The organism is Nocardioides marmorisolisilvae (genome assembly GCF_003725775.1).
GTDB classification, from domain to species: domain Bacteria; phylum Actinomycetota; class Actinomycetes; order Propionibacteriales; family Nocardioidaceae; genus Marmoricola; species Marmoricola marmorisolisilvae.
In genome coordinates, this window is the sequence record NZ_RJSG01000002.1 from 46,413 (window position 1) to 62,234 (window position 15,822).

Here is a 15,822-nt window from a genome sequence, read left to right on the forward strand (position 1 = left end):
CGTGGCTGACACGCGTGATCTGGACATCGTCGTCTTCGGAGCGACCGGCTTCACCGGCGAGCTGACCGCCGCCTACCTGGCCGAGCACGCGCCGGCCGGGTGCCGTTGGGCGCTGGCCGGCCGCAACACCGCGAAGCTCGAGGCCGTGCGCAAGCGGCTGGCTGCGATCAACCCGGCCTGTGCCGACCTCGAGCTGCTGCACGCCGACTCCGGCGACCCCGCTTCGCTCGTCGCCGTCGCGGCGCGCACCAAGGTCGTCATCACCACCGTCGGTCCGTACCTCCAGCACGGAGACCCGCTGGTCGCCGCGTGCGCTGCCGCCGGCACCGACTACGTCGACCTGACCGGCGAGCCCGAGTTCGTCGACCTGGCCTACCTGGCCCACCACGAGACCGCCGTCGCCTCGGGGGCACGGATCGTGCACGCCTGCGGGTTCGACTCGATCCCGCACGACCTCGGTGCCTACTTCACGATGAAGCAGCTACCCGCCGGTGAGAAGGCCAGCATCCGCGGCGTGGTCCGCAGCGGTGCGCAGTTCTCCGGCGGAACCTTCCACTCCGCCCTCGGTGCCATGTCGCGCCAGGGTGCAGCCAAGAAGGCGCTGCGGGCGCGACGCAAGAAGGAGGGTCGCCCGGCGGACCGCAAGGTGCACTGGGAGCAGGGCATGCCCGGACGCGACAGCGACCTCGGCTACTACCTGCTGCCGATGCCGACCATCGACCCGCTGATCGTCACCCGGTCGGCCAACGTGCTCGACCTCTACGGCCCCGACTTCACCTACAGCCACTTCGCCGGGCTCAAGACGCTGCGCTACACCGTCGGGGCGGCGGTCGGCGTCGGGACGCTGGTGGCCGCCGCGAACGTCGGCCCGGTCCGCGAGGCGCTGAAGAAGCGCATCAAGCAGGGCGAAGGCCCCTCCGAGGCCAGGCGCGCGAAGTCGTGGTTCACCGTCGACTTCGTCGGCGAGGCCGGCGGGACCAAGGTGCACACCCGGGTCTCCGGCGGCGACCCCGGCTACACCGAGACCGCGAAGATGCTCGCCGAGTCCGCGCTGTGCCTGGCGTACGACGACAACCCGCCGACGGCCGGGCAGGTGACCACCGCCGCCGCGATGGGGGAGAACCTGCTCGCCCGCCTGCAGCTGGCCGGCATCACGTTCGAGGTCGTCTGAGCGGGTCGGTCGGTTTCACGTCCTGCCTAGGGAAACTTCGCGATCGACCCGAAACATCGGGTCGTTCTGCAAGTTTCACGTCTTGCCTAGGGATTCCGACCCCTAGCTGAACAGCGCCTGCCCGACGTACTCGCCCTTCTTCACCCCGGGCGGAACCGCCCACAGCCCGGACCCGGTGTGCTGGAGGTACTCCATCAACCCGTCCTTGCTGGAGAGCTGGTTCTGCATCGGGATGTAGTGCTTGTCGGGGTCGCGCACGTAGGCGATGAAGAACAGGCCCGCGTCGAGGCGGCCCAGCGCGTCGGTGCCGTCGGTGAAGTTGTAGCCGCGACGCAGCAGCCGGGTGCCGTTGTTCTGCGTCGGGTGCGCCAGCCGCACGTGCGCGTCCATCGGGATCAGCGGGCCGGTGGTGCCCTTGATCTTCAGGTCGAGCTCGGTGAACTCGGTGCCGCCGGACAGCGGTGCGCCGTGGGCGCGGTCGCGGCCGATCAGGTTCTCCTGCTCGTTCAGCGAGGTGCGGTCCCACGGCTCGATGTGGATCTTGATCCGCCGGGCGACCAGGTACGACCCGCCGGCGAGCCAGTCCGCGCCGGCGTCGTCGGCCGGGTCGACCCAGACGAACTTCTCGATCTCGGCGCTGTCCTCGGCCTTGAGGTTGGCGGTGCCGTCCTTGAAGCCCATCAGGTTGCGCGGGGTGGCCTGCGTCGTCGACGTCGAGGAGGTCCGCCCGAAGCCGAGCTGGTTCCAGCGCACCGCGACGGTGCCGAAGCCGATCCGGGCGAGGTTGCGGATGGCGTGCACGGCAACCTGCGGGTCGTTCGCGCAGGCCTGGACGCAGAGGTCGCCGTCGGTGCGGTTCGGGTCGAGGTTGTCGGCCGGGAAGTGCGGGAGGCGCTTGAGGGCCTTCGGGCGGCGCTTGTTGAGGCCGAAGCGGTCCTTGCCGTCCTTCTCGAACAGGGTCGGCCCGAACCCGAACGTCAGCGTCAGGCCGGACGCCGGCAGTCCGAGCGCCTCGCCGGTGTCCAAGGGCGGAGAGTCGTAGTTGGCGACCTGGCCGGCGCCGACGGTCTTGCCGGCGGTCATCGCCGCGGCGGCCTCGGTCCAGGCCTTCAGCAGCGCGATCAGGTCGTCGCTCGAGTCCGTGGTCACGTCGAAGGATGCGAAGTGCAGGCGGTCCTGGCTCGGCGTGACGATGCCGGCCTGGTGCTCGCCGTGGAAGTCGTAGGCGAGCGAGGTCGTCGGCTGCGGCTCCTCGTAGTCGCCGTGCCCGACCTGCCAACCGGCGATCGCGGCACCGCCTGCGAGCGCGCCTGCGCCGGCAACTCCGAGGAGTCGCCGGCGCGAGACGTTGCCCGTGGTGGGCTCGGTGGAGTCCTGCTCGGTCACAGGGTGAGCGCTCCTGCCATCTTCGAGAGCGGCTCGGACAGGGCGTTGACCGCGTCCGAGAGCTGCTTGCGCTGCTCCTCGTTCACCGTGTTGTAGAAGACGAAGCCGTCGCCCTTCCGGTACTGGTCGAGCAGCTTCTGCAGTGCGGCGAACCGGGTCGCGAGCGTCTCCGAGAGCGCCTTGTCCTTCACGTCCAGCAGCGGCTTGAGGGTCTCGTAGCCGACCTTGGCGCCGTCGACGTTGGCCTGGAAGTCCCACAGGTCGGTGTGCGACCAGATGTCCTCCTCGCCGGTGATCTTGCCGGTGGCAACCTCGTCGAGCAGGCCCTTGGCGCCGTTGGCGATCTGGTCGACCGTGTACTTCAGCGTCTGCACCCGGGTGTTGAGGGTGTTGACGTTCTTCATCAGGTCATCGGCGTACGTCGCGCGCTCGGCGGTCGTGAACGCGGTGTACCCGCTCGCCGGCGGCCACAGGTCCTTCTCGATGGCGTGCCAGCCGGTCCACTTCTGGCCGGGCTCGAGGTCGGCCTCGCGCAGGTCGGTCTTCGGGTCGAGGTCACCGAAGGACTCGGCCACGGTCTCGGTCCGCTCCCAGAACGTGCGCGCCTGCGGGAAGAGGGTCCGCGCCTTGGCGTCGTCGCCCGCCTTGTAGGCGTCGATGAACGCCTGGGTGGCGGTGACCAGCTGCCCGGTCTGGTCCTTGATGTAGCCGGCGTACTGGGTCAGTGCCTGGTCGATCGTCGCCTGGTCGACGCCCTTGATCGAGGTGTCCTTGCCGGAGTCGGTCACGGTGAACGCGGCGCGGAGGCCCTTGCCGACCATGCCCGGCTTGCAGGCGGTGAAGTACTTGCCCGGCTGCACGGTGAGCACCAGGTCGCGGGTCAGGCCGGGGCCGATGTTCTCGACCTCGCCGACGATCCGCAGGCCGTCCTCGCCCAGCAGGTAGAACTCGGTCACCTTGGAGCCGCTGTTCTTGACCTTGAACGAGACCGTGCCGGACGGAGCCTTGGCCGCGGAGACGTCGCACTTCGCGTCGGTCGACGTGACCGTGATGGTGCCGCCGGCCGTGTCGGACTTGTTGGACTCGAACAGGCCGCAGGAGGTCAGCGGCAGGACGAGGACCGCGCAGGCAGCAGTCAGGGGCAGGAGCTTCACAGGGGGTGCCTCTCGGAAGGGAAGGTTGATCAGTGCGCCACGGGGGTGGGCGTGGCGGCCGGCGACGCTGCCGGCGGGGTGGCCCTGGTGCGCGCACGCGCCAGGAAGATCGTCATGGTCGGGATCAGGTACACGAGCCACGCGCCGACCTGGAGCCAGGTCGGGTCGGGCTGGAAGTTGAAGGTGCCCTTGAGCAGGGTGCCGAACCACGAGTTCGGGTCGATCGTCGAGCTGATGTCGAAGGCCAGGTTGCTGATGCCCGGCAGGATGCTGGCCTCCTGCAGGTCGTGGAACCCGTAGGCGAGCACGCCGGCGGCGATCACGATGAGGATGGCTCCGGTCCAGGTGAAGAACTTGGACAGGTTGATCTTCAGGACGCCCTTGTAGAAGGCGTAGCCCATGACGACCGCGGTGATGATGCCGAGCAGTGCTCCGATGAGCGGGTCGGTGGTCGACCCGGTGCCGCTGGTGGCGTCCGTGGCGGCCCAGAGGAACAGGGCGGTCTCCAGGCCCTCGCGGCCGACGGCGAGCGCGGCCATCACGACCAGGCTGATCCAGCTCGCGTCGGCGGCGGCGTCGATCTTGCCGCGCAGCTCGCCGGAGAGACCGCGGGCGTGCGCAGCCATCCAGAAGACCATCCAGGTCACGAAGCCGACCGCGATGATCGACAGCGATCCGCCGAGAGCCTCCTGGGCCTTGAACGTGAGGCGGTTCGGGCCCCAGGTGAGCAGCGCGCCGAAGGCGAGCGAGACGCCGATCGCGACGCTGATGCCGGCCCAGATCCGGGGGAGCAGGTTCGTGCGGTCGCTCTTGACCAGGTAGGCGATCAGGATCACCACGACGAGGGACGCTTCGAGTCCCTCGCGGAGGCCGATCAGGTAGTTGGCGAGCACGGGTGAATCTCCGGATCTAAAGGTAAGCCTTGCCTAAGTAGTAAACACCTGGCGTCGGGCTGGTGCCAATCCGGTCGCGCCGTGGTCCGCGTCACAGGCGCTTGGGGTTGCGCTCCTGCTGACTCCTGTCGTAGTTTCAGAGCACTTGCTCTAAAACTTGCAACGACGCGATCTCGAAAAGGAACCCCCTCATGAACCGCATCTCGATCCGCATCCTGGGTGCGGCCGCGCTGGCCTCGGCGGCCGTGGCCTTCACCGTCCCGCAGGCCTCGGCCGCGGCGACCTGCCACGGAAAGGCGGTCACCGTCGACCTGAGTCTCGGCCAGGCCGCGACGGCGGGCAGCGACGTCGTGCTCGGTACGCCGGGCTCGGACTTCGTCGAGGCCGGCGCGGGCAACGACACGATCTGCGCCGGGGGCGGCAACGACGTCATCTACGGCGAGGGCGACGGTGACTGGATCGACGGGGGCAGCGGCAACGACAAGATCGTGGGCGGCCCCGGTGACGACACGTTGGCCGGCTCGTACGGCAGCGACACCCTGGGTTTCGAGGGCAGCACCACGTTCGTGAACGCGAACCTCTCCACGGGCAACGTGGTGGGTGAAGGAACCGACACCGTCGACGGTTTCGAGATCGTCGCGGGCACGACCGGCGGGGACATCCTCACCGGCAGCGCGCAGGCGGACGTCCTGATCGGCGGCGGCGGCTCGGACTCGTTGCACGGCCTCGGCGGGAACGACGTCCTCTACGCCATGACCCCGGACAGCTCGGGCGATGCCACGGACAACGCGCTCTTCGGCGAGGAGGGCGACGACACGCTCTATACCGCCGCGGGCCCGAACGTGTACGACGGGGGACCGGGCAGCGACACCATCAGCTTCGCGCACGCAACCGTTGCCATCGAGGTGCACCTCGACGTCACCACGAGCCAGGACACCCACGAGGCGATGGCAGGGCTGGCCGGGATCGAGAACGTGACCGGGTCCGAGTTCAGCGACGATCTCTGGGGGACCGTCGACGCGAACCGGATCCGGGGACTCGGAGGCCGCGACTTCGTGGTGGCCAACGCCGGCGCTGACACCGTCGATGGCGGAGAGGGTGACGACTACGTGCTCGGCGGTAGCGGAAACGATCACGTCGACGGCGGTGCTGGCAACGACCACGTCGAGGGCAACAGCGGCACGGACACGGTGATTGGTCAGGACGGTGACGACTCGCTCTTCGGGAACGAGGACAACGACACCGTCACCGGCGGAAACGGTGCAGACGGCGTGCAGGGCGGCACGGGGAACGACAAGCTCTCGGGCGGGGCGGGGAACGACCAGCTGAGCGGCGACGCGGGCAATGACAGCATCGACCCGGGTTCGGGTGACGACGACATCAACGGCGGCACCGGGTCCGACACGCTCTCCTTCGCGACCGCTAGCAAGGGCATCACGTTCTCGTTGGCTTCTGCCAGCGCGCAGAACACCGGGGGCAGCGGGCACGACGCGGCGTACGGGGTCGAGAACCTGACCGGCAGCAAGTACTCCGACGTCCTCAAGGGCACCACCGGAACGAACGTGATCCGCGGGGGCAGCGGGAACGACCGCCTCTACGGCTCCGGTGGCAACGACAAGCTGTACGGCGACAGCGGCGCCGACCGGCTGGACGGCGGCACCAACACCGACGTGTGCAGCGGCGGGACCGGCACCGACACCGGGATCAGCTGCGAGTCGAAGTCGTCGATCTGAGTTGCGGTACGAGGGAGTGGGTATGCGGGACCGTAGGGTTCGGTGTACCCGCTCCGCTCGCACCCGGACGAGGAAGTAGCCATCATGGCCAGACCGCAAGTCGTCGACATCGACGCGCTGCTCGACCATGCCCGCGGGATCTGGGTCGCCGAAGGACAGGCTGGCGTCACGATCCGGGCGCTGAGTGCGGCTTCGGGCGTCTCCAACGGAGCGATCTACCACCACTTCAGCTCCCGGACCCACCTGCTCGCCCAGATCTGGGCTCGCGAGGCTGCGTCGTTCCGGTTGTTCCAGCGCGAACGGATCCAGGAAGCCCGCGATGCCGGCACCGCCGAGGACGCGGTGGTGGCGGCGGCCCTGGCAACGGGCGCCTACGCCGAGGTGAAAGGAGCGGCTGTGCGGGTCCTGTTCGGAAGCCGACCCGACTCCCTGACGGCGGAGGGTGTGCCCGACGAGGTGATCAAGGAGCTGCGCCGGCACCGCGCCAGTGCTGCCACCCTGATCGCCGACCTGGCCGAGGAGGTCTGGGGGCGCAGCGACAAGGACGCCAAGCGGTTGATGCGCAACTGCGTCGTCGACATCCCGGCGCGGATCTTCATGGCGGCCGACAAGCCGAACGACAAGCTCGCGCGGTACGCGATCGAGCACGCAGTGCGCGGGTTGCTGGCGGCCGGACCGCCCGACTGACGGCCCCAGCCCGGAACGCGGTGGGTGCCCCAGGCAGGAGTCGAACCTGCGACCTTTCGCTTAGGAGGCGGCTGCTCTATCCACTGAGCTACTGGGGCGTGCGGTGCAGCAGTCTAGGGCGTCCCGGCCCGCGCGCCTCACAACACTGAGTTCGGCTCGAACCGCAGCTGCTTGTCGTGCGCGTCGGGCCGGACGACCTCGAACCCGGCCGTGGTGACCAGGTCCCAGTCTGGCTCGCCACGCGGCCCCGCGCGCAGCTGCTGCGCGCAGCTGACGTGCATCGGTGGCAGGTGGAACGCGTTGCGGGCCACCTCCTCCGGTGTGCCGAGGAAGGCGATCGGGCGACCCAGCGTCATCGCGCAGCAGCCGCAGATGCGGGACAGGGCGCACTGCACCGCCCACTTCTTGTCGCGGATCCGGAAGGCCTCGGTGAGCATCACGACGCTTGGTGCTCCTTCGAGGTGCGGCGCGACCAGACGCCGAGCTGCTGGATGCGCGCGGGGCGCTCCTCGTCCGAACGTCGCCGCCGGTCCCGGGTCGGGGTCGGAGGCTCCGGCTTGTCGCTGGAGGTCCACGAGTTCGGTACCGACAGCTTGATGATGGTGCGCAGCGCCTGGCCGTACTGCTGGTGCAGCGGGCCGGTCGTGTACGGGATGTCGTACTTCTCGCAGAGCTCCTGCACGCGCACCGAGATCTCGGCGTACCGGTTGCTGGGCAGGTCCGGGTACAGGTGGTGCTCGATCTGGAAGCCGAGGTTGCCGGACATGATGTGCAGCAGCGGGCCGCCCTTGAAGTTGGCTGCGCCGAGGATCTGGCGCAGGTACCACTCGGCCCGGGTCTCGTCCTCGATCTCCTCCTCGGTGAAGTGCATCGCTCCGTCGGGGAAGTGGCCACAGAAGATGATCACGTAGGACCACAGGTTGCGCATGATGTTCGAGGTGGCGTTCGCCTTCAGGACGGTCTTCCACTGCTTGCCGGCCAGCGCCGGGTAGACGACGTAGTCCTTGAGGATCTGGCGCCGCCCCTTGCGGAAGATCTGCTTCAGCTGCCGCTTCATCTCCTTCGGGTCCTTCTCGCCCTGGCGGATCCGTTCGATGTCCAGGTCGTGCAAAGCGACGCCCCACTCGAAGAAGGTGGACAGCAGCTGGTTGTAGACGGGCTGGCCGAGGTTGTACGGCGACCACGTCTGCTCCCGGGCCATCCGCAGGATCCCGTAGCCGATGTCGTTGTCGTAGCCGAGCACGTTCGTGAACTGGTGGTGCACGTAGTTGTGGCTGTGCTTCCACTGCTCGGCCGGCTGCGCGGTGTCCCACTCCCAGTTGGAGGAGTGGATCTCGGGGTCGTTCATCCAGTCCCACTGGCCGTGCATCACGTTGTGCCCGATCTCCATGTTCTCGAGGATCTTGTGCAGCCCGAGGAACGTGGTGCCGGCCAGGACGGCCGGGACCCGGGTCTTCCTCGACTGGGTGCCGAGCATCAGCGTGAGCCGCCCGGCCACGGCGAGTCCGCGCTGGATCCGGATCAGCCGGTTGATGTACGCCGCGTCGGCGGCACCGCGTGACTCCTCGACCTCCGCTCGGATCGCGTCCAGCTCGCGGCCGAGCTGCTCGATCTCGTCGTCGGTGAGGTGCATGTACTCCTGGACGTCGCTGATCGCCATCTTCAGTCTCCTTTTCGTCTCACCCGGTTTCGAGGCTCCTCCGCTCGTTCTCGCTCCGGAGCACCTCGACCAGCGCTAGATGTCGAGCGTGCAGTCGCCGACCGCGGTGGTGACGCAGGTCTGCACGGGCTCGTTGGGTTGGTTGAACTCCTCGCCGTTGCGCAGGTCGCGGACCGAGCCGCTGACCAGCGTCAGGGTGCAGGTGTGGCAGATGCCCATCCGGCAGCCGAACGGCATCCCGACGCCGGCCTGCTCGCCGGCCTCCAGGACGGTGGTGGCTCCGTCGGACTCGACCGTCTTCCCGGTGTTGCGGAAGGTGATCGAGCCGCCCTCGCCGCCGTCGCCGCCCAGCGCGATGCTGAACCGCTCCAGGTGCAGCCGGTCCTCGATGCCGGCTGCCTCGAAGTGCTCGGTGATCGCGTCCAGCATCGGCCCGGGACCGCAGGCGTAGGTCTCCCGCTCGCGCCAGTCGGGGCAGAGGTGGTCGAGGTCGGCGAGCTCGAGCATGCCCTCGGTGTCGGTGTAGAGCCGGTGCACGGTGAGGCGGTCGTGGCTCGCGGCGAGGCGCTCGATCTCCTCCTTGAAGATCATCCGCTCCTCGGTCGGGGAGGAGTAGTGCAGCACCGCGTCCGGCAGGGAGCCGCGACGGTCCAGGGTGCGCAGCATTGCCATCACCGGGGTGACCCCGCTGCCTCCGACCAGGAAGAGCAGCTTGGCGGGTGGCGGGTCGGGCAGCACGAAGTCGCCGTCAGGCAGGGCCAGCCGCACGATCGTCCCCGGGGTGAGACCGCCGACCAGGTGCGAGGAGATGAAGCCTTCGGGCATCGCGCGCACGGTGATCGCGATGGTCCGGCCGCGCTGCTGGGGGGCCGAGCTGATCGAGTACGAGCGCCACTGCCAGCGGCCCTCGACCTGGACCCCGATGCCGGCGTACTGGCCGGGGTGGTGGTCGAAGCGCCAGCCCCAGCCCGGGCGGATGATCAGCGTCGCTGCGTCCTCGGTCTCGGGAACCACCTCCTCGATCCGCCCGCGGAGCTCGCGGGTGGTCCACAAGGGGTTGACGAGATTCAGGTAGTCGTCCGGAAGCAGCGGGGTGGTGAGCGTGTCGACAGCGCGCCTGACCCGGTCCCAGGTCAGGCGGGGGCGCTCCGCAGGTGTCGTGGTGGAGGTGGCCGTCATGACCTGAGCGAGTACCCCTTCAGTGCACACCTATTCACTGGACGATTTGGGGTGTGCTTGGCGAACCGGCCAGAATGGAGGTTCTCGTACCAGGACGCGGGCCGGACCCGTGGAGTCAAGGGGTCTGAAACGTGTCGGAGGTTGAACCGCGCCATCGCGTACGCACTCCGACGTCCCGTCGGGTGTGGAAGCGGATCGGCATCGGTGTCGGCGTCTTCCTGATGCTGGTCTCCACCGTCGTCGTGGTCGCCTACAAGCACCTCGAGGGCAACATCAGCGTCATCACCGACCCGGGCAACCTGAACAAGGACCGGCCGGTCGAGGAGGTGCCCAAGGCCCTCAACGTGCTGGTCATGGGCTCGGACACCCGGCAGGGCGCGAACGGCGTCGGCATCGGCGGTCAGACGCCGGGCCTCTCGGACACCACGATCCTGCTGCACCTCTCGGCCAACCGGAAGTTCGCCTACGGCGTCAGCCTGCCGCGCGACGCGATGGTCGAGCGGCCGGCCTGCTACAAGAAGGGCGGCCACGGGATCGACCCGGGCGGCCTGACCCAGTTCAACGCGGCGTACGCCATCGGCGGGCCGACGTGCACGGTCAAGACGGTCGAGCAGCTGACCGGGGTCCGGATCGACCACTACGTCGTCGTCGACTTCGTCGGCTTCAAGAACATGGTCAACGCGATCGGCGGCGTGACCATCTGCGTGCCGAAGGCCGTCAACGACACGGTCGGCAACATCAACCTGCCGGCCGGCACCTACAAGGTCACCGGCCAGCAGGCGCTCGACTACGTCCGGGTGCGCCACGACATCGGTGCCCCGACCGGTGACATCGGCCGGATGAAGCGGCAGCAGTCGTTCATCTCCGCGATGATCAAGAAGGCCGTCTCGGCCGGCACCCTGACGAACCCGGTGCGGCTCTACAACTTCCTGAACGCCGCCACCAAGTCGCTCTCGACCGACCCCGGTTTCGCCAGCCTCAAGGCGCTGAGCTCGCTGGGCAAGTCGCTCAAGGGCATCGGACTGAACCACGTCCAGTTCGTCACCGTGCCGTGGGAGCCCTGGACGCAGGACCCGAACCGGGTCCAGTGGAAGCCGGAGGCGAAGAGCCTCTGGTACCTGATCAAGAAGGACCGCCCGCTCGGTTCGTTCGGCGATGACGCGATCTCGCCCGGCTCCGGGGAGTCGCCGAGCTCGACCCCCAGCGGTTCGCCGACCGGCACCCCGTCGGGCTCCAACAGCCCGAGCGGCACCGGCTCGCCGTCCTCGCACCCGACGAAGTCGCAGGCCGAGAGGGACGCGGAGGCCCAGGCCGCCGGCCTCTGCACCTGATCTGCCGAACGAGTTGTGCGTTACCGGTTCGTTATGCAAGATGGGCCGGGTGAAGGTAGTCGTGTCGGGAGGGACCGGCGTCCTTGGCCGATCGGCCGTGGGGGCGCTGCTCGACGCTGCCCACGACGTCGAGGTGATCGCCCGTTCCGAGGCGAACCTCGCGGCGATCGAGCGCCTGGGCGCGCGTCCTGTCCAGGCTGACCTCTTCGACACCGATGCGCTGGTGCGTGTCTACGAGGGCGCCGACGCCGTGGTGAACCTCGCGTCAGCGATCCCGGTCGGCTACGCCACGATCTGGCCGAACGCCTGGCGCCAGAACGACCAGCTGCGCACCAAGGCGGTGGCCAACGTCGCCACTGCTGCGCGGACCGCCGGGGTCCGGCGGGTGGTGCAGGAGAGCGCCAGCTTCGTGTACGCCGACGGCGGAGACCGCTGGATCACCGAGCGCGACCCGATCGACATCACCCCGGCCACCGAGCCGATCGCGGTCGGTGAGTCGCACGTGCAGGACTACGCAGGAGGGTTCCGGGCGGGCGTGCTGCTGCGCTTCGGCTCGGTCGTCGGCGACGACGCCCAGACCCGGTTCTGGTTGCGGGCGGCTGCCAACGGACGCCCGGTCGGGATCGGCCGGCCCGATCAGTGGTCGCACCTGATCCACACCGACGACGTCGGGTCCGCGGTCCTCGCCGCGCTGCACGCGCCGAGCGGTGTCTACAACGTGGGGGCGGCGCCGGTGCTGCGCTCGGACCTCGTCGAGGGATTCGCGAAGGCGGCCGGCGCGGACGAGGGTTCGTTCATGGGGCCAGTGCTGCGACGGCTGGCCGGTGCCCGGGTCGAGCCGATGACGCGGTCGCTGAGGATCTCCTCCGACCACTTCTCCGCCCAGACCGGGTGGCAGCCGAGCCGGCCGGCGTTCGACGCGTCCTGGCTCGACGTCGCACTCGGCGTCGAGCCGGTGCGGTGAGCCGGGCCGAGGAACCGGAGCTCTCGGCCGAGGAACGTGCTGCCCGCAAGCGCCGCCTCGCTGAGGTGTTCGGCGACGTGCTCCCCGAGCAGACGCGGGACGACCAGGACGCCCGGGGCGGCGACACCGAGTCGTCGAAGGACGACTGGCTGAAGCGGCAGGTGCCGCCGCACCACGGGCAGTCCGGTCAGGACTGACTCAGCTCGGGTTCAGGACTGGCGGGCCGCGAGCAGGTCGCGGATCTCCTCGAGCAGGGCCACGTCAGCCGGCTTGCCGGCGGCCTCCTGCGGGAAGAACTTCTCGCGCGCCTTGGTGTACGGCATGACCACCAGGAAGTAGACGACCGCCGCCAGGATCACGAACGCGATGATCGCGTTGAGGAAGGCGCCGAAGCTCTTCGGGTCGTTGCTGAAGTACTCCGAGGCGCTCTTGGGCATCTTGTTCGTCAGCCAGGCGACGAAGGACGAGACCACCGTGCCGAAGGCAGCGCCGATGATCACCGCCACGGCCAGGTCGACGAGATTGCCGCGCAGCACGAATGCCTTGAATCCGCTCATCAGGATGCTCCTTCTGCTGGATGCGTGGGAGGAACGGCCGGAACCGGCCTATTTCGGTACGTAGCGACGCTACCGGTTCCAGATCACCGTCAGGAAGTGCGAACTGCCCATCGCCGCGACGTGCTCGATGCCTACCTTCGGCACCGCGAACAGCACCAGGCGTCCGGCTCCCTCGCTGCCGAGCCTGACGGCGTCCGGATCGGGTTCGGGCAGGGCCAGGACGACGGCGTCGTGGACGAGCGTCTCGGTCGGGCGCTCGCCCTGCGGGTCGCTGGCGACCAGGTCCACGCGATCGCCCGGGTCCAGCAGTGCGGCTGCGTCCTCGTCGGGGATGCGCAGCCCGATCGCGACGTCGTCGGGGTAGCCGGCCAGGGCACTGCGCCCGAGCACCTGGCGCGCGGTGAGCGGACTGCCCCGGGTCAGCGGTGCCAGCAGGGTGCGCCCGACCAGGCGCTCAGGAGAGCCGAACGACCCGTCGGGCGTGCTGCCCGGTCGGAAACGGGTGCGGGTCAGGTCGTCCGCCCCCAAGGTGCTGCCGCTGGTGAGGTCGTGAGCCGCGGTCACCACGAGTTCTCCGGCCGGCGGTTCGGCGGTGAGCGTGTGCAGCGCGATCCAGACCGCCAGACCGGCACAGACGGCCGCGATCGCGCGCCGGTGGATCAGGACGCGACGACGCGCGTCGGAGAGGAGCTCGAGCAGTGGCCGCATCCGGTCACCGTAGGGAGGGGAGCCGACCGGGGTCGGCCCGATCCACAGGGGTCAGGCAGAAGCCGGGGACGCCGCGGCTGTGGACGCAGAACCGCCGCCCGTGGAGGACGAGCTCTCGGACTTCGACGAGCTGGTGCTGGAGGACTCGCTCGCCGCCGGGGAGCTCGAGCTGGTCGAGCCGCGGCTGTCGTTGCGGTAGAAGCCCGAGCCCTTGAACACGACGCCGACGGCGTTGAAGACCTTGCGCAGCTTGCCGTCGCACTCGGGGCAGACGGTCAGCGAGTCGTCGCTGAAGCTCTGGACTGCTTCGAAGAAGTGTCCGCAGTCGGTGCAGGAGTACTGGTAGGTCGGCACGGCGTGGTCCTCGGTGGTCTGGCACTCGGTGGTGTCGAGTGCCAATACTACAGGAACCTGACCAGCCGTTCCTCCGTGACGACCGCGGTCACCCGGCGGTCGTGCGGCGCTGCCGGGACCGACGCGAGCAGCTCGGCGTCGTTGAGCACCACGCAGGTGAACGTGCCGACCGGGACCCGTCCCAGCGCCCGGTCGTAGGAGCCGCCGCCGCGTCCGAGGCGCAGCCCGGTCGGGTCGACCGCCAGGCCGGGAACGATCACCACGTCCGCGGTGGCGACAGCCTCCAGGCCCAGGGGCTCGCCGACCGGCTCGAGCAGCCCGCGCCGCGCCGCCGCGAGCGACTCCGGCCCGGCGTACACGGCCCAGTCCAGGTCGTTGTCCGGGAGCAGCAACGGCAGGATCACCCGCTTGCCGGCGGCGACCAGGGCATCGAGCAGGACGCCGGTCCCCGGCTCCCGCCCGACCGACACGTACGCCGCAACGGTGGCGGCCCGGCGGACCTCGTCGCAGGCCATCAGCCGGTCGCTGACGGCGTGCGCCCGGTCGGCCAGAACGGCCAGCGGAAGGCGTCCGCGAGCGGTGACCAGCTGGTCCCGCAGTGCCAGCTTTCCGGCCTCGATGTGTTCCATGGCAGGAACAACCCTACGATCGTTCTCATGAAGGATTCAGGAAGCGGCCCAGGGCTCGCGCTTGCGCGCGAGAAGATGGCCGCCGCAGGCGTCGACCCGCTGGCGATCGACGTCTTCGCGCACTACTTCCGGCTGCTCGAGCTCGGCGAGACCGGGATGATCCCGGAGTCCTCCATCGACCCGCACGACATGCCGTCGCTCGACGACGTGGCCGTCGACCCGGCCGCCGGCGCCGAGGCGCTGCGCCGCACCGCGGTGATCAAGCTCAACGGCGGCCTGGGCACCTCCATGGGCATGGAGCGTGCGAAGTCGCTGCTCTGCGTGCGCCGGGGTCTGTCCTTCCTCGACATCATCGCCCGCCAGGTGCTGCACCTGCGCCAGGAGCACGACGCGACGCTGCCGCTGATCTTCATGAACAGCTTCCGCACCAGCGCGGACACCCGCGCGGCGCTGGCCCGCTACGAGGACCTCGCCGTCGAGGGCCTGCCGCTGGAGTTCCTGCAGAACAAGGAGCCGAAGCTGCTGGCCTCGGACCTGACCCCGGTCGAGTGGACCAAGGACCCCGAGCTGGAGTGGTGCCCGCCCGGGCACGGCGACATCTACACGGCGATGACCTCGACCGGTCTGATCGACGCCCTCATCGAGGCCGGCTACCAGCAGATCTTCGTCTCGAACGCCGACAATCTCGGCGCGACCCCGGACCCCAAAGTCGCCGGCTGGTTCGCGGGTTCCGGTTCCCCGTTCGCGATCGAGGCGGTTCGCCGTACGGCCTCGGACCGCAAGGGCGGCCACTTCGCCATCCGCAAGACCGACGGCCGGATCGTGCTGCGGGAGTCGGCGCAGACGTTGGAGGCCGACCGGGCCGCGCTCGGCGACCTCGACCGGCACAAGTACATGAGCACCAACAACATCTGGATCAACCTGGTCGCGCTGCGCGACGAGCTCGCCAGCCGCCACGGCATCATGGGCCTGCCGCTGATCCGGAACGTCAAGAACGTGGACCCGGGCGACCCGAAGAGCCCGTCGGTCATCCAGATCGAGGCCGCCCTCGGTGCTGCGATCGAGATCTTCGCCGGGGCGCAGACGATCGAGGTGCCGCGCGGGCGCTACGTGCCGGTGAAGACCACCAACGACCTGCTGGTGCTGCGCTCGGACGTCTACGACATCGGCACGGACTTCGTGCTCGACCAGGCCGCGGACGTGGTTCCGTTCATCGATCTCGACGGGGTCTACAAGCTCGTCGGCGACTTCGACAAGCGCTTCAAGTCCGGTGCGCCGTCGCTGCGCCAGGCCGAGTCGCTGATCGTCGACGGCGACTGGACCTTCGGCGAGAACGTCACCGTGATCGGCTCGGTGAAGCTCTCCGGCGAGCACGGGCGCGTCGAGTCGGGCACGGTACTGACCGACTAGGTTGGG

Annotated in this window: 17 protein-coding genes and 1 tRNA gene; 7 read left to right on the forward strand and 11 right to left on the reverse strand. The window is 69.2% G+C overall.

The annotated features are described in order from the left end of the window. Window position 1 precedes the first annotated feature (1 nt). A complete protein-coding gene (locus EFL95_RS03945) occupies window positions 2–1,171 on the forward strand; it encodes a saccharopine dehydrogenase family protein (RefSeq protein ID WP_123232770.1) in 1,170 nt (389 codons plus the stop codon). Between the two features lie 102 nt (window positions 1,172–1,273). Here EFL95_RS03945 and efeB read toward each other — a convergent pair whose 3' ends face one another. From efeB to efeU, 3 genes are read right to left on the reverse strand one after another with little or no spacing between them, the layout of a single operon-like run. After that, the gene (gene efeB / locus EFL95_RS03950; protein WP_123232771.1) at window positions 1,274–2,557 is read right to left on the reverse strand and encodes an iron uptake transporter deferrochelatase/peroxidase subunit; all 1,284 of its coding nucleotides are present in this window, start codon (window positions 2,555–2,557) and stop codon (window positions 1,274–1,276) included. Beyond that, the gene (gene efeO, locus EFL95_RS03955) at window positions 2,554–3,711 is read right to left on the reverse strand and encodes an iron uptake system protein EfeO (protein ID WP_246004797.1); all 1,158 of its coding nucleotides are present in this window, start codon (window positions 3,709–3,711) and stop codon (window positions 2,554–2,556) included. The genes efeB and efeO overlap by 4 nt, the downstream gene beginning before the upstream one ends. A gap of 29 nt (window positions 3,712–3,740) precedes the next feature. After that, a complete protein-coding gene (efeU, locus tag EFL95_RS03960; RefSeq protein ID WP_123232772.1) occupies window positions 3,741–4,604 on the reverse strand; it encodes an iron uptake transporter permease EfeU in 864 nt (287 codons plus the stop codon). Between the two features lie 191 nt (window positions 4,605–4,795). Between efeU and EFL95_RS03965 the strand changes: the two genes are divergently transcribed. Continuing rightward, window positions 4,796–6,337, forward strand: a complete 1,542-nt coding sequence (locus EFL95_RS03965; RefSeq protein WP_123232773.1) for a calcium-binding protein — start codon at window positions 4,796–4,798, stop codon at window positions 6,335–6,337. A gap of 84 nt (window positions 6,338–6,421) precedes the next feature. Continuing rightward, window positions 6,422–7,024: a TetR/AcrR family transcriptional regulator gene (locus EFL95_RS03970; RefSeq protein ID WP_123232774.1), complete on the forward strand. Its 603-nt coding sequence runs from the start codon at window positions 6,422–6,424 to the stop codon at window positions 7,022–7,024. A 25-nt stretch (window positions 7,025–7,049) separates the two neighbouring features. Here the strand turns inward: EFL95_RS03970 and EFL95_RS03975 are convergent. The 4 genes from EFL95_RS03975 to EFL95_RS03990 form a co-directional block, all read right to left on the reverse strand. Then, a tRNA-Arg gene (locus EFL95_RS03975) sits at window positions 7,050–7,122 on the reverse strand. A gap of 39 nt (window positions 7,123–7,161) precedes the next feature. Next, entirely contained in the window at window positions 7,162–7,464 is a 303-nt protein-coding gene (locus tag EFL95_RS03980; RefSeq protein WP_123232775.1) for a hypothetical protein, read from the reverse strand. Then, complete coding sequence (locus tag EFL95_RS03985) at window positions 7,461–8,684, reverse strand: fatty acid desaturase family protein (protein ID WP_123232776.1); 1,224 nt, start codon at window positions 8,682–8,684, stop codon at window positions 7,461–7,463. Before EFL95_RS03985 ends, EFL95_RS03980 begins: the two co-directional genes overlap by 4 nt. A gap of 75 nt (window positions 8,685–8,759) precedes the next feature. Continuing rightward, window positions 8,760–9,863: a ferredoxin reductase gene (locus tag EFL95_RS03990; RefSeq protein WP_123232777.1), complete on the reverse strand. Its 1,104-nt coding sequence runs from the start codon at window positions 9,861–9,863 to the stop codon at window positions 8,760–8,762. Window positions 9,864–10,045: 182 nt separating this feature from the next. Here EFL95_RS03990 and EFL95_RS03995 point away from each other — a divergent pair, with 182 nt between their 5' ends. From EFL95_RS03995 to EFL95_RS04005, 3 genes are read left to right on the forward strand one after another with little or no spacing between them, the layout of a single operon-like run. After that, window positions 10,046–11,194 carry an LCP family protein gene (locus tag EFL95_RS03995; protein WP_123232778.1) on the forward strand — a complete coding sequence of 383 codons (1,149 nt, stop codon included), beginning with the start codon at window positions 10,046–10,048 and terminating at the stop codon, window positions 11,192–11,194. Window positions 11,195–11,243: 49 nt separating this feature from the next. Continuing rightward, the gene (locus EFL95_RS04000) at window positions 11,244–12,158 is read left to right on the forward strand and encodes an NAD-dependent epimerase/dehydratase family protein (protein WP_183407017.1); all 915 of its coding nucleotides are present in this window, start codon (window positions 11,244–11,246) and stop codon (window positions 12,156–12,158) included. Then, a complete protein-coding gene (locus tag EFL95_RS04005) occupies window positions 12,155–12,355 on the forward strand; it encodes a hypothetical protein (protein WP_123232780.1) in 201 nt (66 codons plus the stop codon). The genes EFL95_RS04000 and EFL95_RS04005 overlap by 4 nt, the downstream gene beginning before the upstream one ends. Before the next feature lie 12 nt (window positions 12,356–12,367). Here the strand turns inward: EFL95_RS04005 and mscL are convergent, their stop codons facing one another. The 4 genes from mscL to EFL95_RS04025 all read right to left on the reverse strand — a co-directional run bounded on the left by mscL (window position 12,368) and on the right by EFL95_RS04025 (window position 14,406). Then, window positions 12,368–12,715 carry a large conductance mechanosensitive channel protein MscL gene (mscL, locus tag EFL95_RS04010; protein WP_123232781.1) on the reverse strand — a complete coding sequence of 116 codons (348 nt, stop codon included), beginning with the start codon at window positions 12,713–12,715 and terminating at the stop codon, window positions 12,368–12,370. Between the two features lie 69 nt (window positions 12,716–12,784). Next, entirely contained in the window at window positions 12,785–13,423 is a 639-nt protein-coding gene (locus EFL95_RS04015; protein WP_123232782.1) for an SAF domain-containing protein, read from the reverse strand. Between the two features lie 51 nt (window positions 13,424–13,474). Further along, window positions 13,475–13,777 (reverse strand): FmdB family zinc ribbon protein, encoded by a 303-nt coding sequence (locus EFL95_RS04020; protein ID WP_123234785.1) that lies wholly within the window; start codon window positions 13,775–13,777, stop codon window positions 13,475–13,477. A gap of 47 nt (window positions 13,778–13,824) precedes the next feature. Beyond that, on the reverse strand, window positions 13,825–14,406 hold the full coding sequence (locus tag EFL95_RS04025) for a 5-formyltetrahydrofolate cyclo-ligase (protein WP_123232783.1): 582 nt from the start codon (window positions 14,404–14,406) through the stop codon (window positions 13,825–13,827). A 27-nt stretch (window positions 14,407–14,433) separates the two neighbouring features. On the opposite strand from EFL95_RS04025, the gene EFL95_RS04030 reads away from it, so the two are divergent. After that, window positions 14,434–15,816, forward strand: a complete 1,383-nt coding sequence (locus EFL95_RS04030) for a UTP--glucose-1-phosphate uridylyltransferase (protein WP_123232784.1) — start codon at window positions 14,434–14,436, stop codon at window positions 15,814–15,816. Window positions 15,817–15,822: the final 6 nt, after the last annotated feature.